Annotated in this window: 15 protein-coding genes; 10 read left to right on the top strand and 5 right to left on the bottom strand. The window is 69.9% G+C overall.

All coding sequences use genetic code 11. The features are described from left to right. Positions 1-156 precede the first annotated feature (156 nt). Together murQ and FGL91_RS10220 are read right to left on the bottom strand one after the other, a co-directional pair. Positions 157-1,092, bottom strand: a complete 936-nt coding sequence (murQ, locus tag FGL91_RS10225; protein ID WP_153243756.1) for an N-acetylmuramic acid 6-phosphate etherase — start codon at positions 1,090-1,092, stop codon at positions 157-159. Next, positions 1,082-1,975 carry an N-acetylglucosamine kinase gene (locus tag FGL91_RS10220; RefSeq protein WP_194239196.1) on the bottom strand — a complete coding sequence of 298 codons (894 nt, stop codon included), beginning with the start codon at positions 1,973-1,975 and terminating at the stop codon, positions 1,082-1,084. The genes murQ and FGL91_RS10220 overlap by 11 nt, the downstream gene beginning before the upstream one ends. A 135-nt stretch (positions 1,976-2,110) precedes the next feature. Between FGL91_RS10220 and FGL91_RS10215 the strand changes: the two genes are divergently transcribed. Next, entirely contained in the window at positions 2,111-2,968 is an 858-nt protein-coding gene (locus FGL91_RS10215) for a MurR/RpiR family transcriptional regulator (RefSeq protein ID WP_134353243.1), read from the top strand. A gap of 18 nt (positions 2,969-2,986) precedes the next feature. Here the strand turns inward: FGL91_RS10215 and FGL91_RS10210 are convergent, their stop codons facing one another. Continuing rightward, positions 2,987-4,093, bottom strand: a complete 1,107-nt coding sequence (locus tag FGL91_RS10210) for a DUF998 domain-containing protein (RefSeq protein WP_227991479.1) — start codon at positions 4,091-4,093, stop codon at positions 2,987-2,989. A 102-nt stretch (positions 4,094-4,195) separates the two neighbouring features. On the opposite strand from FGL91_RS10210, the gene FGL91_RS10205 reads away from it, so the two are divergent. The 8 genes from FGL91_RS10205 (at position 4,196) to FGL91_RS10170 (ending at position 11,894) form a co-directional block, all read left to right on the top strand. After that, complete coding sequence (locus tag FGL91_RS10205) at positions 4,196-5,152, top strand: helix-turn-helix domain-containing protein (RefSeq protein ID WP_047521664.1); 957 nt, start codon at positions 4,196-4,198, stop codon at positions 5,150-5,152. A 229-nt stretch (positions 5,153-5,381) separates the two neighbouring features. Next, positions 5,382-6,170 (top strand): MoaF C-terminal domain-containing protein, encoded by a 789-nt coding sequence (locus FGL91_RS10200; protein ID WP_153243754.1) that lies wholly within the window; start codon positions 5,382-5,384, stop codon positions 6,168-6,170. Between the two features lie 24 nt (positions 6,171-6,194). Then, positions 6,195-6,584: a nuclear transport factor 2 family protein gene (locus FGL91_RS10195; RefSeq protein ID WP_153243753.1), complete on the top strand. Its 390-nt coding sequence runs from the start codon at positions 6,195-6,197 to the stop codon at positions 6,582-6,584. Between the two features lie 67 nt (positions 6,585-6,651). Beyond that, on the top strand, positions 6,652-7,824 hold the full coding sequence (locus tag FGL91_RS10190; protein ID WP_047521669.1) for an ABC transporter substrate-binding protein: 1,173 nt from the start codon (positions 6,652-6,654) through the stop codon (positions 7,822-7,824). A gap of 71 nt (positions 7,825-7,895) precedes the next feature. Continuing rightward, entirely contained in the window at positions 7,896-8,756 is an 861-nt protein-coding gene (locus FGL91_RS10185; protein WP_131493782.1) for a branched-chain amino acid ABC transporter permease, read from the top strand. Next, positions 8,743-10,515 carry an ABC transporter permease subunit gene (locus FGL91_RS10180; protein WP_153243752.1) on the top strand — a complete coding sequence of 591 codons (1,773 nt, stop codon included), beginning with the start codon at positions 8,743-8,745 and terminating at the stop codon, positions 10,513-10,515. The genes FGL91_RS10185 and FGL91_RS10180 overlap by 14 nt, the downstream gene beginning before the upstream one ends. Then, on the top strand, positions 10,512-11,204 hold the full coding sequence (locus FGL91_RS10175; RefSeq protein ID WP_153243751.1) for an ABC transporter ATP-binding protein: 693 nt from the start codon (positions 10,512-10,514) through the stop codon (positions 11,202-11,204). Before FGL91_RS10180 ends, FGL91_RS10175 begins: the two co-directional genes overlap by 4 nt. Before the next feature lie 39 nt (positions 11,205-11,243). Next, positions 11,244-11,894, top strand: coding sequence for an HAD-IA family hydrolase (locus FGL91_RS10170; RefSeq protein WP_194239195.1), 651 nt, complete (start codon positions 11,244-11,246; stop codon positions 11,892-11,894). 12 nt (positions 11,895-11,906) lie between these two features. On the opposite strand, the gene FGL91_RS10165 is transcribed toward FGL91_RS10170, so the two are convergent. Both FGL91_RS10165 and FGL91_RS10160 read right to left on the bottom strand, forming a co-directional pair. Further along, complete coding sequence (locus tag FGL91_RS10165; protein ID WP_047521679.1) at positions 11,907-12,722, bottom strand: SDR family NAD(P)-dependent oxidoreductase; 816 nt, start codon at positions 12,720-12,722, stop codon at positions 11,907-11,909. A gap of 53 nt (positions 12,723-12,775) precedes the next feature. After that, positions 12,776-13,522, bottom strand: a complete 747-nt coding sequence (locus tag FGL91_RS10160) for an SDR family NAD(P)-dependent oxidoreductase (RefSeq protein ID WP_131493786.1) — start codon at positions 13,520-13,522, stop codon at positions 12,776-12,778. A 244-nt stretch (positions 13,523-13,766) separates the two neighbouring features. Here FGL91_RS10160 and FGL91_RS10155 point away from each other — a divergent pair, with 244 nt between their 5' ends. After that, positions 13,767-15,224, top strand: a complete 1,458-nt coding sequence (locus tag FGL91_RS10155) for an APC family permease (protein WP_153243750.1) — start codon at positions 13,767-13,769, stop codon at positions 15,222-15,224. The last annotated feature ends 28 nt before the right edge of the window (positions 15,225-15,252 follow it).

Genomic DNA, 15,252 nt, shown 5'->3' with positions numbered 1-15,252 from the left:
TCGCGAAACCCCATGCTCCGGTCGCGAAATGGTCGCGAATCCGGGCAATTAGGATGCGAATTCGCGACGGGAACGTTGAGAGGTGCGAATTCGCGACGGGAACGGACGGCGACCGGAGGGAACCGGGAGCGGACGCAGGAGCGAGCGGAGGGAGGGTCAGGCGAGCGCGGCGATGGCGTCGCGGAGAATGCCGTCGGCACCCTCGAGAGCCGAGGCCGCGGACTGCGGCGACGCACCGCTGGCGAGCATCAGCAGGGCGAGCTTGACGGAGCCGTCCGCCCCCTCCAGAGCGGCGGCGGCTTCGTCGATCCCGACGCCGGCGAGCTGCGAGACCGTGCGGATCGACCGCGCACGCAGCTTCTCGTTGGTCGCGAGCAGGTCGACCATCACGCCGCGGTAGGTCTTGCCGAGGTTGATCATCGAGAGCGTCGTGAGCATGTTGACCACGAGCTTCTGCGCGGTCCCGGATTTCAGGCGCGTGGAGCCGGAGATGAACTCGGGCCCGGTGACGACTTCGATCGCGATCTCCGCGACGGCACCGATCTCGGATGCGGCGTTGGACGCGATCGCGACCGTGAGCGCCCCGACACTGCGGGCGTACTCCAGGCCACCGACGACGTAGGGCGTGCGTCCGGAGGCGGAGATGCCCACGACGGTGTCGCTCTCCGACAGGTCGAGCTCGCGCAGGGAGACACCCGCTGCGTCGGCGTCGTCCTCGGCATTCTCGACGGCCGAGCGGATCGCGGTCTCCCCGCCGGCGATCAGGCCGACGACCAGCGAAGGATCCGTGCCGAACGTGGGCGGGCACTCGCTCGCGTCGAGCACGCCGATGCGCCCCGCGGTCCCGGCTCCGATGTAGATGAGTCGTCCCCCGCGCCGGAACCGCGCCGTGATGCCGTCGACGGCGGCGGCGATCTCCTCGGCGCGCTCGGCGACGGCTTCGGGTACGCGGCGGTCCTCGGCGTTCATCCTCCGCACGAGCTCGGCGGTGCCGAGGAGGTCCAGGTCGCCGCGCTCGGTCGTGGAGGCCTCGGTGTCGAGGTTCTCCAGCACCGAGAGGAGAGCGGCGAGGCGGGGGGTGTCATTCGGCACGGTGCACGAACCTTTCATGGGGGAGATCAGCGCGACGCGCGAGCAACTGCGCGCCGTCGAGGGCGTCGCCCGCAGCCGGTACGACACGGCGACCGGCGGCGAGGAGGGCGGATCCGAGGGCGGCGCGGAACCAGGAGTGTTCGGCGAGCCCTCCGTGCACCACCACGTCGCAGGTCACGGCTGAGGCGGCGACCGCGGTCGCGGTGAGCAGCCGGACCCCCTCGGTCACGATGCCCGAGGCGACCGGGTCGCCGGCTTCCGCCGTGTCGAGGACGAGAGGCGCCAGCGTGGCGAGATGGCGGGCCAGCGGCGCGCTCCGGGCGAGCCAGCCCTGGATGTCGGAGGCAGCGCCGACCGGATCCGCGAGCGCGGCGGTGAGCGCGGTCGCCGGGCCGAGTCCGTCGTCCGCACGCAGCACGGCGCGAAGCCCCTCGCGGCCGAGCCACGATCCACTGCCGAGATCTCCGAGCTCGGGACCCCAGCCGTCGACGAGTCTGACGCCATCGGCGTCGATCCCGAGTGCCGCGGCACCGGTGCCGGCGATCAGGAGTACACCGGGTGCCCCCTCGAGGGCGCCGGCATGGGCGGTGACGACATCGGAGGCGACGGCGACCCGCGCCGCGGTCGCCGCGGCCAGGCCCCCCGCGAGTTCCCGGGCGGCTTCCGGGGCGAGCCAGCCCCCAGCGGCACCGACCCCGATGCTGTCGAGGACCGGTGCATCGGCGAGCAGCGGGAGGATCGCATCGAGGGCGGCATCGACGCCGCCTGCCGCGGCGAGCCCGGGCGCTCCCGTCCCCGAGCGCTCGATACGCGTAGCGTCGTGGATGACGACTCGGCACCGTGACTTGCCGAGATCGACGGATGCGGTCGACTGCGCGGTCATCGGCTCTCCTCGGGACTCGGTCGGGACGTAACGAAAAGAGACTACATGCGACATAGACTCTCTGAAAAGAATTTACCATCCTTGTCGTGAGCCCCGTCACGACATACTGAGAATCCCACACCCCCGGAGGACTGATTGAGCATCCAGTCGACGATCGAAGCCGCCGCCTCGACCCTGCCGCCGTCGCTCGCACGCATCGCCGCGGTGGTCCGAGAGAACCCCTCGATCGTCATCGACAAGACCATCAACGAATTGGCGGACGAGTGCCGGACCTCGGTCGCCTCCGTGGTGCGGTTCTGCCGGGCGATCGGATTCAGCGGCTACGCCCCGCTGCGCATGGCACTGGCGACCGAGCTCGGCAAGGAAGCGGCTCAGTTCTCCGCCCGCGGTGCCTTCGGATCGGAGATCTCCGATGAGGACACCCTGCAGGAGGCGGTGTCGAAGCTCGCCGCACTCGAACTGCTGGCCATCGAGGAGACCGTCGCGAAGCTCGACTTCGACGTGCTCGAAGCGGCGATCGACGCGATCGACAGCGCCGACCGCATCCTGCTCTACGGCATCGGGGCGAGCCAGTTCGTGGCCGAAGACCTCGCACACAAGCTTCTGCGCGTCGGACGCAATGCGCATGTGCTCTCCGACTCCCACGAGGCGGTGGCCGCCAGCGTCCTGCAGTCAGCGCCCACCGTCGCGATCGGGTTCTCCCACGCGGGATCGACGATCGAGACCGTCCGCTTCCTCGAGACCGCCCGCGCCAACGGCTCCGCCACGGTGGCGGTGACGTCGGCGAAGGACTCCCCCCTCGCGCGTGCGGCCGACCACGCCCTGTTCACCGAGGTGCGCGAATCGACCTTCCGCGCCGGCGCGATGGTCAGCAGGATCGCACAGCTCGCCCTCGTCGACTGCCTGTTCATCGGTGTGGCGAAGCGACGGTTCACCGAGACCGTCGACGCTCTGCAGCGCACCCGCGAGGCGACGCGCGCGCTCCGCGACTGAGGCCGGACGACCGACCGCTCACGTGGTCGCGCGCGCTCCGATCGAGCCTGCGGTGCGCAGGAACACGATGATCCAGCTGAAGATCAGCACGGCGGCGATCAGCTCGACGGCGGTGAGGTTGTAGTAACCGACCGCGAAGAACGCGGCGAGCAGGATGATCACGAGCACATAGGCCCACCCCAGACCCACGAAGACCCGCGGGATCGTGCGGAGGAACCAGGGCAGACCCACCACGATGACCGCGAACACCACGCACATCCCGGTCGCCACGGTGTTGTGCAGCAGGAAGAACTCGTCGACGGGGAAGAGACCGACGCAGGCGAGCAGGATCCCGAGCAGGATCAGGCCTCCCCTCACCATGAACCGCCCGCGGCGATCCACCCGATCCTCCGCGGGCAGACCCGCCGTCGCGTAGCGGGAGATCGTCGTCACCATGATCCCGGCGATGACAAGCGTGGTGTTGAACGCGATCGAGGAGCTGTTGCTGCTCATGCCCAGCGCCGAGAGGTTGTCGCGCCACCAGTGCACATCGCTGGAGGCGAGCATGCTCGCGAACGCCCCCACGACCAGGAACACCGCGAGCACGAGGGAGAGCACCATCGGCGTGAGAGCGACCGCGCTCAGGAACGAGACGTATCCGGTCAGCGCGAACGCCACGGCCACCAGCACGGCACCGGGGAACGCATAGACCGGGGCGTCCGAGAAGCTCCGCTCGAGGAGCTCGGCGACCCCGAGCCATCCCAGGTATGCGATCGCCGCGTGCGCGAAGGCGATGGCGGCCAGGTCGTACCAGCGCAGCCGATCACCCGGAACGCTGAAGCCGTCGCGCGCAGTCCCGGGATCGACCTCCTCCGGACGGACGGCGAGGCGTCCGAGCGCGAAGGCGATCGCGGCGGCGAGCGCACCCCCGAAGGCGGCGAAGACGCCGATCGAACCGGACCCGCTGATCGCCAGCTCGTGACCCCAGAACACCGGCAGCGCCACCAGGAAACCGATCACGAGGAAGGCACTGCCCACGATCAGGGCCGTGGCCTCGAACACCGCATCGGAGGCGTCCGGCCCGCGGACCTGTCGCAGCACCTGCAGCACACGGTCGGCGAGCGTCTTCATCGGTCGTTCGGTCACGGTCCACATCCTAGAAGTCGCCCACGCGGGCGGAGCCGGTGATACCATCGCGGAACGGATCGTATACAACGTCGTCGTTCCACCATCCCGAGGTGATCAGTCATGAACGGTGCACCCGCCGCCACCGCCGAATCGGTTTCCACGCTCGTCGCGCGCAACATCAGCGACTTCCGCGCGGCCGTCTCCGAGTCGTTCGTCCCGTTGCAGGTCACGACCGAGGGCCCCGACCACTTCCGCGGGGTGATCCGCGGTGCCTCCGTGGACGAGGTGCACGTGAGCGACGTGCGCGCGACCTCGCACATCGTCGAGCGCACCCCCGAGCTCATCGCCCGTGGTGACCGCTCGTACTTCAAGGTCAGCCTGATGCTCGCCGGCACCGGTCTGCTGATCCAAGACGACCGCGAGGCCGTGCTGCAGGCCGGTGACCTCGCCGTGTACGACACGGACCGCCCGTACTCCCTGGTGTTCGACGAGGACTTCCGCACCATGGTCGTGATGTTCCCGAAGCATCTCATCAGCCTCCCCGCGGACATGGTCGGGCAGCTCACCGCGGTGCGGATCTCCGGCCACGAAGGCCTCGGCGGCATGGTCGTGCCGTATCTCACGCAGCTCGCCGGCAACCTGGATCAGCTCGCCGGCACCACCGGCGCACGCCTCGCGCACAGCGGGCTCGACCTCGTGACCACCGTCTTCACCCGCGAACTCGGACTCGACCAGGTGTCGGCCGACCCGCACCGCGCTCTCGTCCAGCGCATCCGCGCCCACATCGACCGCAACCTGGCCTCGACGGACCTCGGCCCCGCATCGATCGCCGCCGCGCACTTCATCTCCACGCGCCACCTGCACGGGCTCTTCCAGGAGCAGGGAGTCACCGTCTCGACCTGGATCCGCACCCGCCGCCTCGAACAGTGCCGCCGGGATCTGCTCGACCCGATGCTCGCCGACCGTCCGGTCGCAGCGATCGCCGCCCGGTGGGGCTTCGTCGACGCCGCGCACTTCAGCCGGGCGTTCAAGTCGACCTTCGGGGTCTCCCCCAGCGAGTACCGCGCCGGCCACTGAGCCCCGGCCCCGCTGCGGGATCGATAACGCTCCTCGGCGAGCGCCGTGGCGCACGTTTTCGATCCCGCACCGCGCTTGCCCCGGAGGGCACGCCGGTTGACTCTCGGCGCGCGATGGCGGCTGCGACCTTGAGGGGATGACGGGCGCGGACACAGCATGAGGCAAGCGCACCGCGATGAGGCGGTGCCCGGGGCGATGCGGCCCCGCCGCGTGCGACGTCAGGACCCCGATGACCGACATCTCCGCCGACCCCGCCCTCGACCAGTGGCGCACCTATGACGAGTTCGCCGCGGGAATCGACACGTTCCGGCTGCCGAACACGACGCTCACCGGAACCGACCTCGCCCTCACGCTCGACGATGGATCGGCGCTGACCCTGCGGTTCGCCGACGACACCGTCTCCTGGACCGGCCTCGAGGCATCCGGAGCCGACCCGTACGATGCCGTGCGGGTGCGGGAGGACGTGGTGTTCGTCAACGTCCCGCTGCAGAGCCGCCCCCGTGAAGCGATCACCGTCGTGTTCTCGACCGGCACGAACCGGGCCACCGTCATCCGCTCCCGGATCGCCGCCGAACCCGTGGAGGGGATGCCTCAGGTCGGCCAGGATTTCTGGGCGGCGACGATCGACGGGGCTCCTGTGAGCGGGGAGGCCCCCGGCCCGAGCCGCGACCTCATCGGCAAGCGCAACCTCTACCGCTACAGCCCGCACCATCTGTACGAGCACGTGTACATCTCCAGCCAGCGCTACGCCTGGCAGTGCGTGGAGGGCGTGCAGCGGGGCCACGGAGACATGGACCTGTCGACCGTGTGGAAGTTCGCCGACGGCCTGTACCTGTTCTGCTTCCGCGAGTTCCGCATCGCCGTCGCCAGCGTGTGGTTGCACGACCTCGGCTATCAGCTCATGACCACGGGGATCTTCCTCGGACTCAACGGGGACGGCGACGCCGAGCACTCCCGCGGCGGCGGCCACATCTATCCGCTGGGCTCCGTCGCCTACCCCGACGCACAGCCCGTCTGACGCTCCGGCATCCGAGGAGACCCCATGAGCAACGCAGACCTGATCCGAGAGCACTACGCCGCCAACGACCGCGGTGACCTCGACGGGATGCTGGCCCCTTTCGCCGCCGACATCCAGTGGACGGAGGCCGCCGGCTTCCCGTACGCCGGCACCTACATCGGTCCCGACGCCGTGGCCCGGAACGTGTTCGGCCGCATCCAGGAGGAGTGGGACGACTACACCGTCGCGATCGACGAGGTCGTCGACGGCGGCGATGTCGTCGTGGGCATCGGCACCTACTCCGGCACGTACAGGCAGACCGGCCGGTTCTTCGCCGCGCGCGTCGCGCACGTGTGGCGGGTCTCCGGCGGCCAGGTCGTCGCCTTCGAGCAGTTCACCGACACGGAACTCGTCAACCGCGCGCTGCGCAGCTGAACACCGCACCATCCCCACACCGCACCACCTGACACAGCACCACCTGAACACGAGAGGCAGGAAGCACATGAACACACGAGCATCCGGCACTGCGGCGCTCCTCGCCGTGGCCGCCCTCACCCTCGCCGGCTGCGCCGGTGGAGACGGCGGCGCAGGCGGAGGTGGGGGCGACCCGATCGTCGTCGGCTCCGTCAACACCATCAGCGGCCCGGCGACCTTCCCGGAAGCCTCTCAGGCTGCTGCCGCCGTGTTCGACGCGTTCAACGACGCGGGCGGGCTCGACGGGCGCACGATCGACTACAAGATGCTGGACGACAAGGGCGACCCGGCCACGGCCACGGCCTCCGCCCGGGAACTGGTCGGCAGTGACGGCGCGGTCGCGCTCGTCGGCTCCGCCAGCCTGATCGAGTGCGAGATCAACGCCAAGTACTACGAGCAGGAGGGCATCCTCTCGATGCCCGGCATCGGGGTGGACACGGGCTGCTTCGCCAGTGACAACATCTCTCCGGCGAACGTCGGACCGTTCAACGACATGACCCTCACGCTGCAGTACGGCTCCGAGGTGCTCGGCATGGACGACATCTGCATCCTGCTCGAGATCGCCGGCTCGACCCGTCCGACCTACCAGGCCGCGATCGACAAGTGGACCGAGATCACCGGCAAGGAGCCGAAGTACGTCGACGACACCGTCCCGTACGGCGCTTCCGACTACACGCCCTACATCGTCAAGGCGCGGGACCAGGGCTGCAAGGCGCTGGCGATCAACCCGGTGGAGCCCGACGCGATCGGCCAGGTCAAGGCCGCGAACGCCCAGGGCTGGGATGACGTGACCTGGCTGTACCTCACCAGCGTCTACAGCGAGAACTTCGCCGACGCGATCGACAACGCGGGCGCCGGCATCTACGTCCCGGCCGAGTTCTACCCGTTCACCGACGACGACGAGATCAACGCCGACTGGCGCGAGCTGATGGAGGCCAACGACATCCCGCTCACCTCGTTCAGTCAGGGCGGCTACCTCGCCGCGAAGTACTTCATCGAGGTACTCGAGGGCATGGACGGCGACATCACCCGCGAGACCGTCTCCGAGGCCCTGAAGAGCATGGAGCCGATCGAGAACCCGATGGTCGGGACGCCCTACGCGTTCGGCACGCAGAACACCGCGGGCTGGCCCATCGTCCTCGAGTCCGGCACCAACGCCTGGGAGAAGGTCGCCGACGACTGGCTCCGCATCGGCGAGTAGCCACCCCTCGCCTGCCGCCGGGCGCATTCCCGGCGGCAGGCCCACTCCCCTCGGAACAGAAAGGACGCCTCATGCTGCAAGGCGCCATCGCCGGTCTCGCCGCCGGCGGCCTCTACGCCGTCCTCGGCGTGTGCCTGACGTTGATGTCACGCCTGGTGCGGGTGGTGAACTTCGCTCAAGCCGCGACCGGCATGTTCGGCGCCTTCACGGCGGTGTGGTTCGTGCGCGAGCTCGGTCTACCGATCTGGCTGGGATCCGTCCTCGGTGTCCTGGTCGCCGGGCTCCTCGCCGCGGCGATCGGCTTCATCGCCGCCACCTGGCTCTCCGAGGCGTCGACCACCACGCGCTCGGCGATGACCGTGAGCCCGCTCCTCCTGCTCATCTCGATGTCGTTCATCCTGTTCGGCAACAAGCCGCAGCCGTTCACGCCGATCATCGCGGGCCCGGCCTTCTCGTTCGGCGGCGTCGTGATCAGCCAGGTCACGGTCGCGACCGTGGCGATGGCGATCGTCACGGCCATCGTCGTCCACCTCGTCCTGCGCCGCACGAGGGTCGGCACCCAGCTGCGGGCGCTCTCGGAACGCCCGACCACCGCCGAGCTCCTCGGCATCCGCTCACGCCCGTTGTCGATCGCGGTCTGGTTCGTCACGGGCGTCATCAGCGCGATCGCGATCATCATCGTCGCCCCCTCGCAGTCCAACGACGCGACCAGCCTGTCGATGCTCATCGTCCCCGCCGCGGCGGCCGCCCTGCTCGGCGGCTTCCGCCGACTCGACCTCGCCGTCGTCGGCGGCATCGTCCTGGGCGTCTTGGGCGGCCTCGTCGCCCAGATCGACGAAGTGGCGCTGGTGCGCAACTTCCTCCCGTTCCTGTTCATCGTCGTCCTGTTGCTCTGGACGCAGCGCAAGGAGGTGTGGGATGCCGCTCGCTGACCGTCCCTGGTTCCGGACCACCTGGCCGTTCGCGGTCGCCCTCGCCGGCATCGGCGTGGGCGCGATCCTCAGCGCCGCCCTGCCGGGGTACTTCGTCTTCCTCGCGATCAGCGCCGTCACCGCCGCGATCGCCATCCTCGGCCTCGGCATCGTCACCGGCTCGGCCGGGATGATCGCGCTCTGCCAGCTCACCTTCGCCGCCGTCGGCGCCTGGATCGTCTCGTTGCTGAACGTCATGCAGGCCCCGGGCGGGTTCATCGTCTGGCTCATCCTCGGGGGGATCGCGGCGGGCCTGGTCGGCATCCTCGTCGGCCTCCCGGCGCTGCGGTTGCGCGGCGTGAACCTCGCCGTCGTCACCCTGGGCTTCGCAGCGGCGGCCGGCGTGACCCTCGTGCAGATCCAGTTCCCCGGCTCGGCCGACGGGATCGCGGTCGAACGCCCCGAGATGTTCTCCAACGACCGGCAGTTCTTCTTCCTCTCGATCATCGCCCTCGCCGTCTGCGCGCTCGGTGCCTTCTTCCTGCAGCGGGGCCGCTGGGGGTCGAGCTGGAAGGCCGTCGCATTCTCCGAGCGCGGTACGGCCGCAGCGGGGCAGAGCGTGCGGACCGCGAAGCTCACCGCCTTCGCGGTCTCGGCCGCGCTCGGCGGCATCTCGGGCGGGCTGCTCGCCGGCCAGGTGCAGCTTCCGTTCGCGTCCAGCTTCACCCCGTTGCAGTCGCTCGCGCTCTACGTGCTCGCGATCATGTCCGGCGCCCATCTGATCGACATGGCGATCTTCGGCGGGATCCTCTGGGTGCTGGTCCCCGAGCTCCTCAAGCGCTGGGACGTCCCCCAGGACTGGGCCTTCGTCGTCTTCGGCGTGCTCGGCGTGCAGGCGCTCACCAGCGGCACGAACCTCGGACAGGGCATCCGCAACCTGATCTGGCGTCGCGCGGACCGCAAGACGGCCGCAGCCGCACTGTCGGCGCTTCCTCCGGATGCCGGTCCGGACGCCACGGAGATCACCACCACGACCACGGCGACCGTCGACGAAGCGATGCTCGACGGCGCACCCGTGCTGACCGTCGAGGGCCTGACCGTGCAGTTCGGTGCCCTCAAAGCCCTGGACGACGTCTCCTTCCAGGTTCCGCCCGCCTCGATCATGGGACTCATCGGTCCGAACGGTGCGGGGAAGTCGACCTTCGTCGATGCGATCAGCGGTTTCCTCCCGAAGCACGGCGGACGCATTCTGCTCGGGGACCGCGACCTCGCCGGCCTGTCCCCCACCCGACGCGCCCGCCTGGGCCTGCGCCGGACGTTCCAGCAGGACCGGGTGCCTCCCTCGCTCACGGTCGGCGCGTACGTGAGGTTCGTGGCCCGGCGCCGACTCGCGGCCGCCGACATCGACGAGGTGCTCGAGTTCTTCGGCTGCCCTCCCGCGCGAGCGCGGCTGTCGAGCGTCGACGTCGGCACTCGGAGGCTCGTGGAGGTCGCCGCGAACGTGGTCTCCCGCCCCCGGCTTCTGATCCTCGACGAGCCGGCTGCCGGCCTGTCCCACGAAGAGCATCTGGCGCTCGCGGCGCGGTTGCGGGAACTGCCGGCGCGCTACGGTGTGGCGCTGATCATCATCGAGCACGATCTCGATCTCGTCCGCTCCGTCTGCCCCACCCTCACGGTGCTCGACTTCGGCCGCGTGCTGGCGAGCGGACCGCAGGCCGAGGTCCTCGCGAACCCCGACGTCGTCAAGGCGTACATGGGAGAGACGGAGCTGCTGAAATGAGCGAACTCGTCCTGGACTCCGTGACCGTCCGCCGCGGCGCCGGGCCCGTGATCTCCGACGTCTCGTTGCGGGTCGCCGGCGGCGAGGTGCTGGCCCTCGTGGGTCCGAACGGCGCGGGCAAGACCAGCCTGATCGAGTCGGTGTCGGGCGTCACCGCCCACTCGGCAGGCACGATGACCCTCGACGGCGAACCGATCGACAAGCTGTCGCGCGTCACGCGAGCCCGCCGTGGGATCGTCCACATCGAGCAGGGGCGCGCCGTGTTCCCGTCGCTGACCGTGCGCGAGAACATCTCCCTCACCGCACGGACCGCCGGTGAACTCGACGCCGCGCTCGCGCCGTTCCCCGAGCTCCAGAAGCGCATCGATGCGCCGACCGCCCTGCTCTCCGGGGGCGAGCAGCAGATGGTGGTGCTCGCGCGCGCCTTCGCCGCGAAGCCGCGCATCCTGTTGATCGACGAGATGTCCCTCGGCCTCGCGCCCGTGGTGTTCATGCGGCTGATGCCGATCGTGAAGTCGATCGCGGACTCCGGGGTGGGCGTGCTGCTGGTCGAGCAGTTCACCCAGCTCGCGCTCGGCCTCGCGCAGGAAGCGGTGGTCGTCGCCGGCGGCCGGGTCTCGTTCCAGGGGACCTCCGAGGCCCTGCAGGCGGATCCGGAGCTGCTGCACCGCGCCTACCTCGGCGGCTGACCCGGCACTCGCGGAGCCTTCGGGCGTTAGCCTGAAGAGGTGACCCAGACGATCTCCGCCCGCGCCGCCCTCCTCGACATGGACGGCACCCTCGTCGACTCGACCGCGGTGGTGGAACGGCTGTGGCTCGCGTGGGCCGAGCCGCACGGGATCGCCCCGGAGACCGTGCTCAGCGTGGTCCACGGCCGACAGGGTCACCAGAGCATGGCGATCCTGCTGCCGGAGCGCGACCACGAGATCAACCTTCGCGAGAACGACGTGATGCTCGCCACCGAGGCCGACGACGTCGACGGCGTGATCCGGATCGCCGGCGCCGACGCCCTGCTCGAGGCCCTGCGCCCCCACCCGCACGCGATCGTCACCTCCGCGAACGTGGCCCTGATGACCGCGCGCATGGGAGAGGCCGGACTCACGATCCCCGAGCTCACCGTGACCGCCGAGAACGTCTCGGCGTCGAAGCCGGATCCCGAGGGCTTCCTCCGTGCGGCGGAGCTGCTGGGAGTCGATCCCGCCGACTGCGTGGTTTTCGAAGACTCCGGCGCCGGGATCCAGGCCGGTCTCGCCGCAGGCATGCGGGTGATCGGGGTGGGCCGCCACGCGGCCGCCCACGAGCCCACCTACCGCGTGGACGACCTCACCGCGGTGCGCATCGTCCCGACCGCCCAGGGCTTCGACCTCACCATCGGCTGACCTCGCGCCGGGTCACATCCCGGCATGGTCGAACGCGATCGTGGGCACATCGACCACGTGCGACCCCCCGTCGGCGACGATCACCGCACCGGTGATGTACGACGACTCGCCCGAGCCGAGGAACCGCACGACCGACGCGATCTCCGCGGGGCGCGCCGGTCGGCGCAGCGGAACATCGGCGGTGACCTTGGCGTAGGCCTCCTCCCGGGAGTCGAGCCCGGCGTGCGAGGCGAACTCGTCCATCTCCTCGTCGGCCATCGGCGTCTGCACCCAGCCGGGGCAGATCGCGTTCACGCGCACGCCGTGGCGACCGTAGTCCCGCGCGAGCGTGCGGGTGAGGCCGACCAGGGCGTGCTTGCCGACGGTGTACCCGGCCACCGACGGCCCGGCGAACAACCCGGCGAGCGACGAGACGATCACGATCTGCCCCTTCGCCTCGATCAGAGCGGGAAGCGCCTCCCTCGCCATCGTGAACGCCGTCGTGAGGTTGGCGCGGATCGCCGCGTCCCAGCTCTCGTCGTCGGTCTCCCCCACCGGAGAGAAGCCGTGACCACCGGCGTTCGCGACCAGCACGTCGATGCGGCCGAACCGCGCCAGCACCTCGGCCACGGCGGACTTCGCCGAAGCGGTGTCCGCCGCATCGGCGATGATCGGCAGAGCACCGACCGCGCGCTCCACCTCGTGCAGCGGCTCCGGGCGACGCCCGACGACCACGACGTGCGCCCCCTCGGCCGCGTACCGTTCGGCGATGGCGGCGCCGATGCCCGTGCCGCCCCCGGTGATGACGACGACGCGTCCGGAGACGGTCGATCCGACCACGAGTCCCATGTGTGCTCCTGTGTGTTGGCGCGCGTGCGCGGTGGGTGCCCGATGCGGTCGCGTCAGGCGGGGAATCCGGATCGGGCGGTGTACCCGAAGTCACTGAGGATGCTGGTGCCGTTGATGGCCCCGGCCCGGGGCGATACGAGGTAGGTCACGTGCGCGGCGACCTCCGCCGCGCTCTGCACCGGGAAGTCCGGCTCGTCGAACGCGTCGGCCCCGAGGTCGCCCCGGCTCATCGGGGTGTCGACGATCGACGGCGCGACCGCGTTTACGCGGATGCCCGTGTCGGCGAGGTCGACCGAGAGGGCACGCCCGAACTGGAGCAGGGCCGCCTTCGACGTGCAGTAGGGCACCATGCCGGGTGAGGCGACGAACGCCGAATCGCTCGCGAGCAGCACGACCGCGGCGGCCTCCGCCTCGCGCAACGCGGGCAGCGCGTGCTTGAGAACCAGGAACGCCCCGGTCACGTTGACCGCGAGCACCCGGTTCCAGGCGTCGAGAGCGGTGTCTTCGAGAGACGAGCCCACCGGACCGGACACCCCGGCGCAGCAGACGACGGCGTCGAGTCGGCCCAGCGCGGCGACGCCGGTGCGCACCGCGAGTTCGACCTGCACCTCATCGGTGACATCCGCGACGAGGAGCACGGCATCCCGGCAGGCGTCCGCCACGTCCTGAAGCGCGGCTTCATCGCGGTCCAGGAGGGCGACCCTGACCCCTTCGGCGGCGAGCGCGAGCGCGGTCGCGCGGCCGATACCGCCGGCCGCCCCGGTGATGAGGGCGGTCGTCCCGTGCAGCTGCAGATCCATGTCGTCCTTCGTGCGCCGTCCGGCACCCGGTGGTTCAGGGGGAGGACGGCGATGTCGTCTCGGTCATCCTGCTCTCCCTCTCCGGCCGTGCGAACCTCCGTCCGCGGGCTGTGCACGGTGACACCACCGTCTTTCGCTCAGGGTCAAGCGCAGGGGCGACGGCGCGAGCAGACTCGCTCTATCGATGATTCCCCTCGTCGTCGATGCCGTGTCCGCACGGCCGTCACCCAGCAAAGGAGCCGACGTGGCAGAACCGACATCTGCGTCCACGACGACGCAGAACCACACCTCCCTCCGTCCGGGCGCCCTCGGCGTCGCCGGCATCGTCTTCCTCGTCCTCGCCGCGGTCGCGCCCCTGACGGGCATCGTCGTCGTCGCTTCCCTGGCCATCGCCCTCGGCAACGGCGGCGGCACGCCGATGTCCTTCTTCCTCGTCGCGGCCATCCTGCTGCTCTTCGCAATCGGCTACGCCCAGATGTCGAAGCAGCTGGTCAACGCCGGGGGCTTCTACGCCTTCGTGGTGAAGGGCCTCGGGCGCACGGGAGGGCTGATCGCCGGGCTGATCGCGACGCTCGGGTACAACTTCTTCGTCGTCGGCACGATCGGCACGAGCGGCTTCTTCATGCAGACGATCATCCGCGACCTCACCGGGCTCGACGTCAACTGGCTGGTCTGGGGCCTCCTCTCGATCGTGGTGTGCTTCGTGCTCGCTCGGATCGGTGTCGACTTCAGCTCCAAGGTGCTGGGCGTGTGCCTCGTGCTGGAGGTGCTGATGCTGGTCGTGTTCGACATCTCGGTGCTCGTGCAGACCGGCTACGACGTGGCGGCGTTCAGCCCCGAAGCCGTGTTCTCCGGGTCGCTGCCGATCGGCCTGCTGCTCGCGGCCACCGGCTTCCTCGGGTTCGAGGCGACGGCGCTGTTCAGCGAAGAGGCGAAGCAGCCGCTGCGCACGATCCCGCGGGCCACCTACACCTCGATCATCGCGATCGGCGTCATCCTCGGTGTCACCACGTGGGCCGTGGTGAGTGCGACCGGCGTCGCGCAGGCGCAAGCGACCGCTCTCGAGCATCTCCCCACCGGCGACCTGATCTTCTCGCTCTCGCAGCAGTATCTCGGCGGTCCGCTCACGACCGTGATGATGGTCCTGCTGCTGGTGAGCCTGTTCGCGGCGATGCTCGCCTTCCACAACTCCGCGACCCGATACCTGTACTCCCTCGGGCGCGCGAAGATCCTGCCGCAGGCGCTGGCCCGCACCCGCGCGAACGGCGCCCCGCAACTCGCCGGTATCGTGCAGGCCTCGTTCGCCGGCATCGTCGCGATCATCTTCGCGATCGCCGGAGCCGACCCGATCCTCACCCTCGTGCCCGCCATGCTGGGCTTCGGCACCCTGAGCGTGCTCATCCTGCAGGGCCTCGCGGCGATCTCGATCGTCGTGTACTTCCGCCGCCGCCGTGACCCGCGCTGGTGGAGCACCTTCGTCGCCCCCGGCATCGGATTCCTCGGTATCGCCGCGATCTCGATCCTCGCCGTCGTGAACTTCAACATCGTGGCGGGCTCCGAGGAACTGGCCATCCGGCTGATGCCGCTGCTGCTGGTGGTCGCCCTGATCGGCGGCATCGTCTACGGCGCCTATCTCAAGCGATCCCGGCCCGCCGTGTACGAGGGCCTCGCCACCGACCTGGAGAGGTTCAGCACGCGCTGACCGCTCCCCCGCACCCCTCACCGACCGA

It is taken from the genome of Microbacterium sp. CBA3102, assembly GCF_007954505.1.
In the GTDB taxonomy this organism is placed as follows: Bacteria; Actinomycetota; Actinomycetes; order Actinomycetales; family Microbacteriaceae; genus Microbacterium; species Microbacterium aurugineum.
The sequence above is the reverse complement of the archived record's forward strand: the minus strand, read 5'-3'. Positions and strand labels throughout refer to the sequence as shown.

What these genes read in the sequence shown, in the direction of transcription:
- FGL91_RS10205 (WP_047521664.1), top strand. Translation starts at nt 4,196, where the DNA reads ATGAACGGTGCACCCGCCGCCACCGCCGAATCGGTTTCCACGCTCGTC.
- FGL91_RS10185 (WP_131493782.1), top strand. Translation starts at nt 7,896, where the DNA reads ATGCTGCAAGGCGCCATCGCCGGTCTCGCCGCCGGCGGCCTCTACGCC.
- FGL91_RS10175 (WP_153243751.1), top strand. Translation starts at nt 10,512, where the DNA reads ATGAGCGAACTCGTCCTGGACTCCGTGACCGTCCGCCGCGGCGCCGGG.
- FGL91_RS10180 (WP_153243752.1), top strand. Translation starts at nt 8,743, where the DNA reads ATGCCGCTCGCTGACCGTCCCTGGTTCCGGACCACCTGGCCGTTCGCG.
- FGL91_RS10200 (WP_153243754.1), top strand. Translation starts at nt 5,382, where the DNA reads ATGACCGACATCTCCGCCGACCCCGCCCTCGACCAGTGGCGCACCTAT.
- FGL91_RS10190 (WP_047521669.1), top strand. Translation starts at nt 6,652, where the DNA reads ATGAACACACGAGCATCCGGCACTGCGGCGCTCCTCGCCGTGGCCGCC.
- FGL91_RS10160 (WP_131493786.1), bottom strand. Translation starts at nt 13,522, where the DNA reads ATGGATCTGCAGCTGCACGGGACGACCGCCCTCATCACCGGGGCGGCC.
- FGL91_RS10220 (WP_194239196.1), bottom strand. Translation starts at nt 1,975, where the DNA reads ATGACCGCGCAGTCGACCGCATCCGTCGATCTCGGCAAGTCACGGTGC.
- FGL91_RS10165 (WP_047521679.1), bottom strand. Translation starts at nt 12,722, where the DNA reads ATGGGACTCGTGGTCGGATCGACCGTCTCCGGACGCGTCGTCGTCATC.
- FGL91_RS10195 (WP_153243753.1), top strand. Translation starts at nt 6,195, where the DNA reads ATGAGCAACGCAGACCTGATCCGAGAGCACTACGCCGCCAACGACCGC.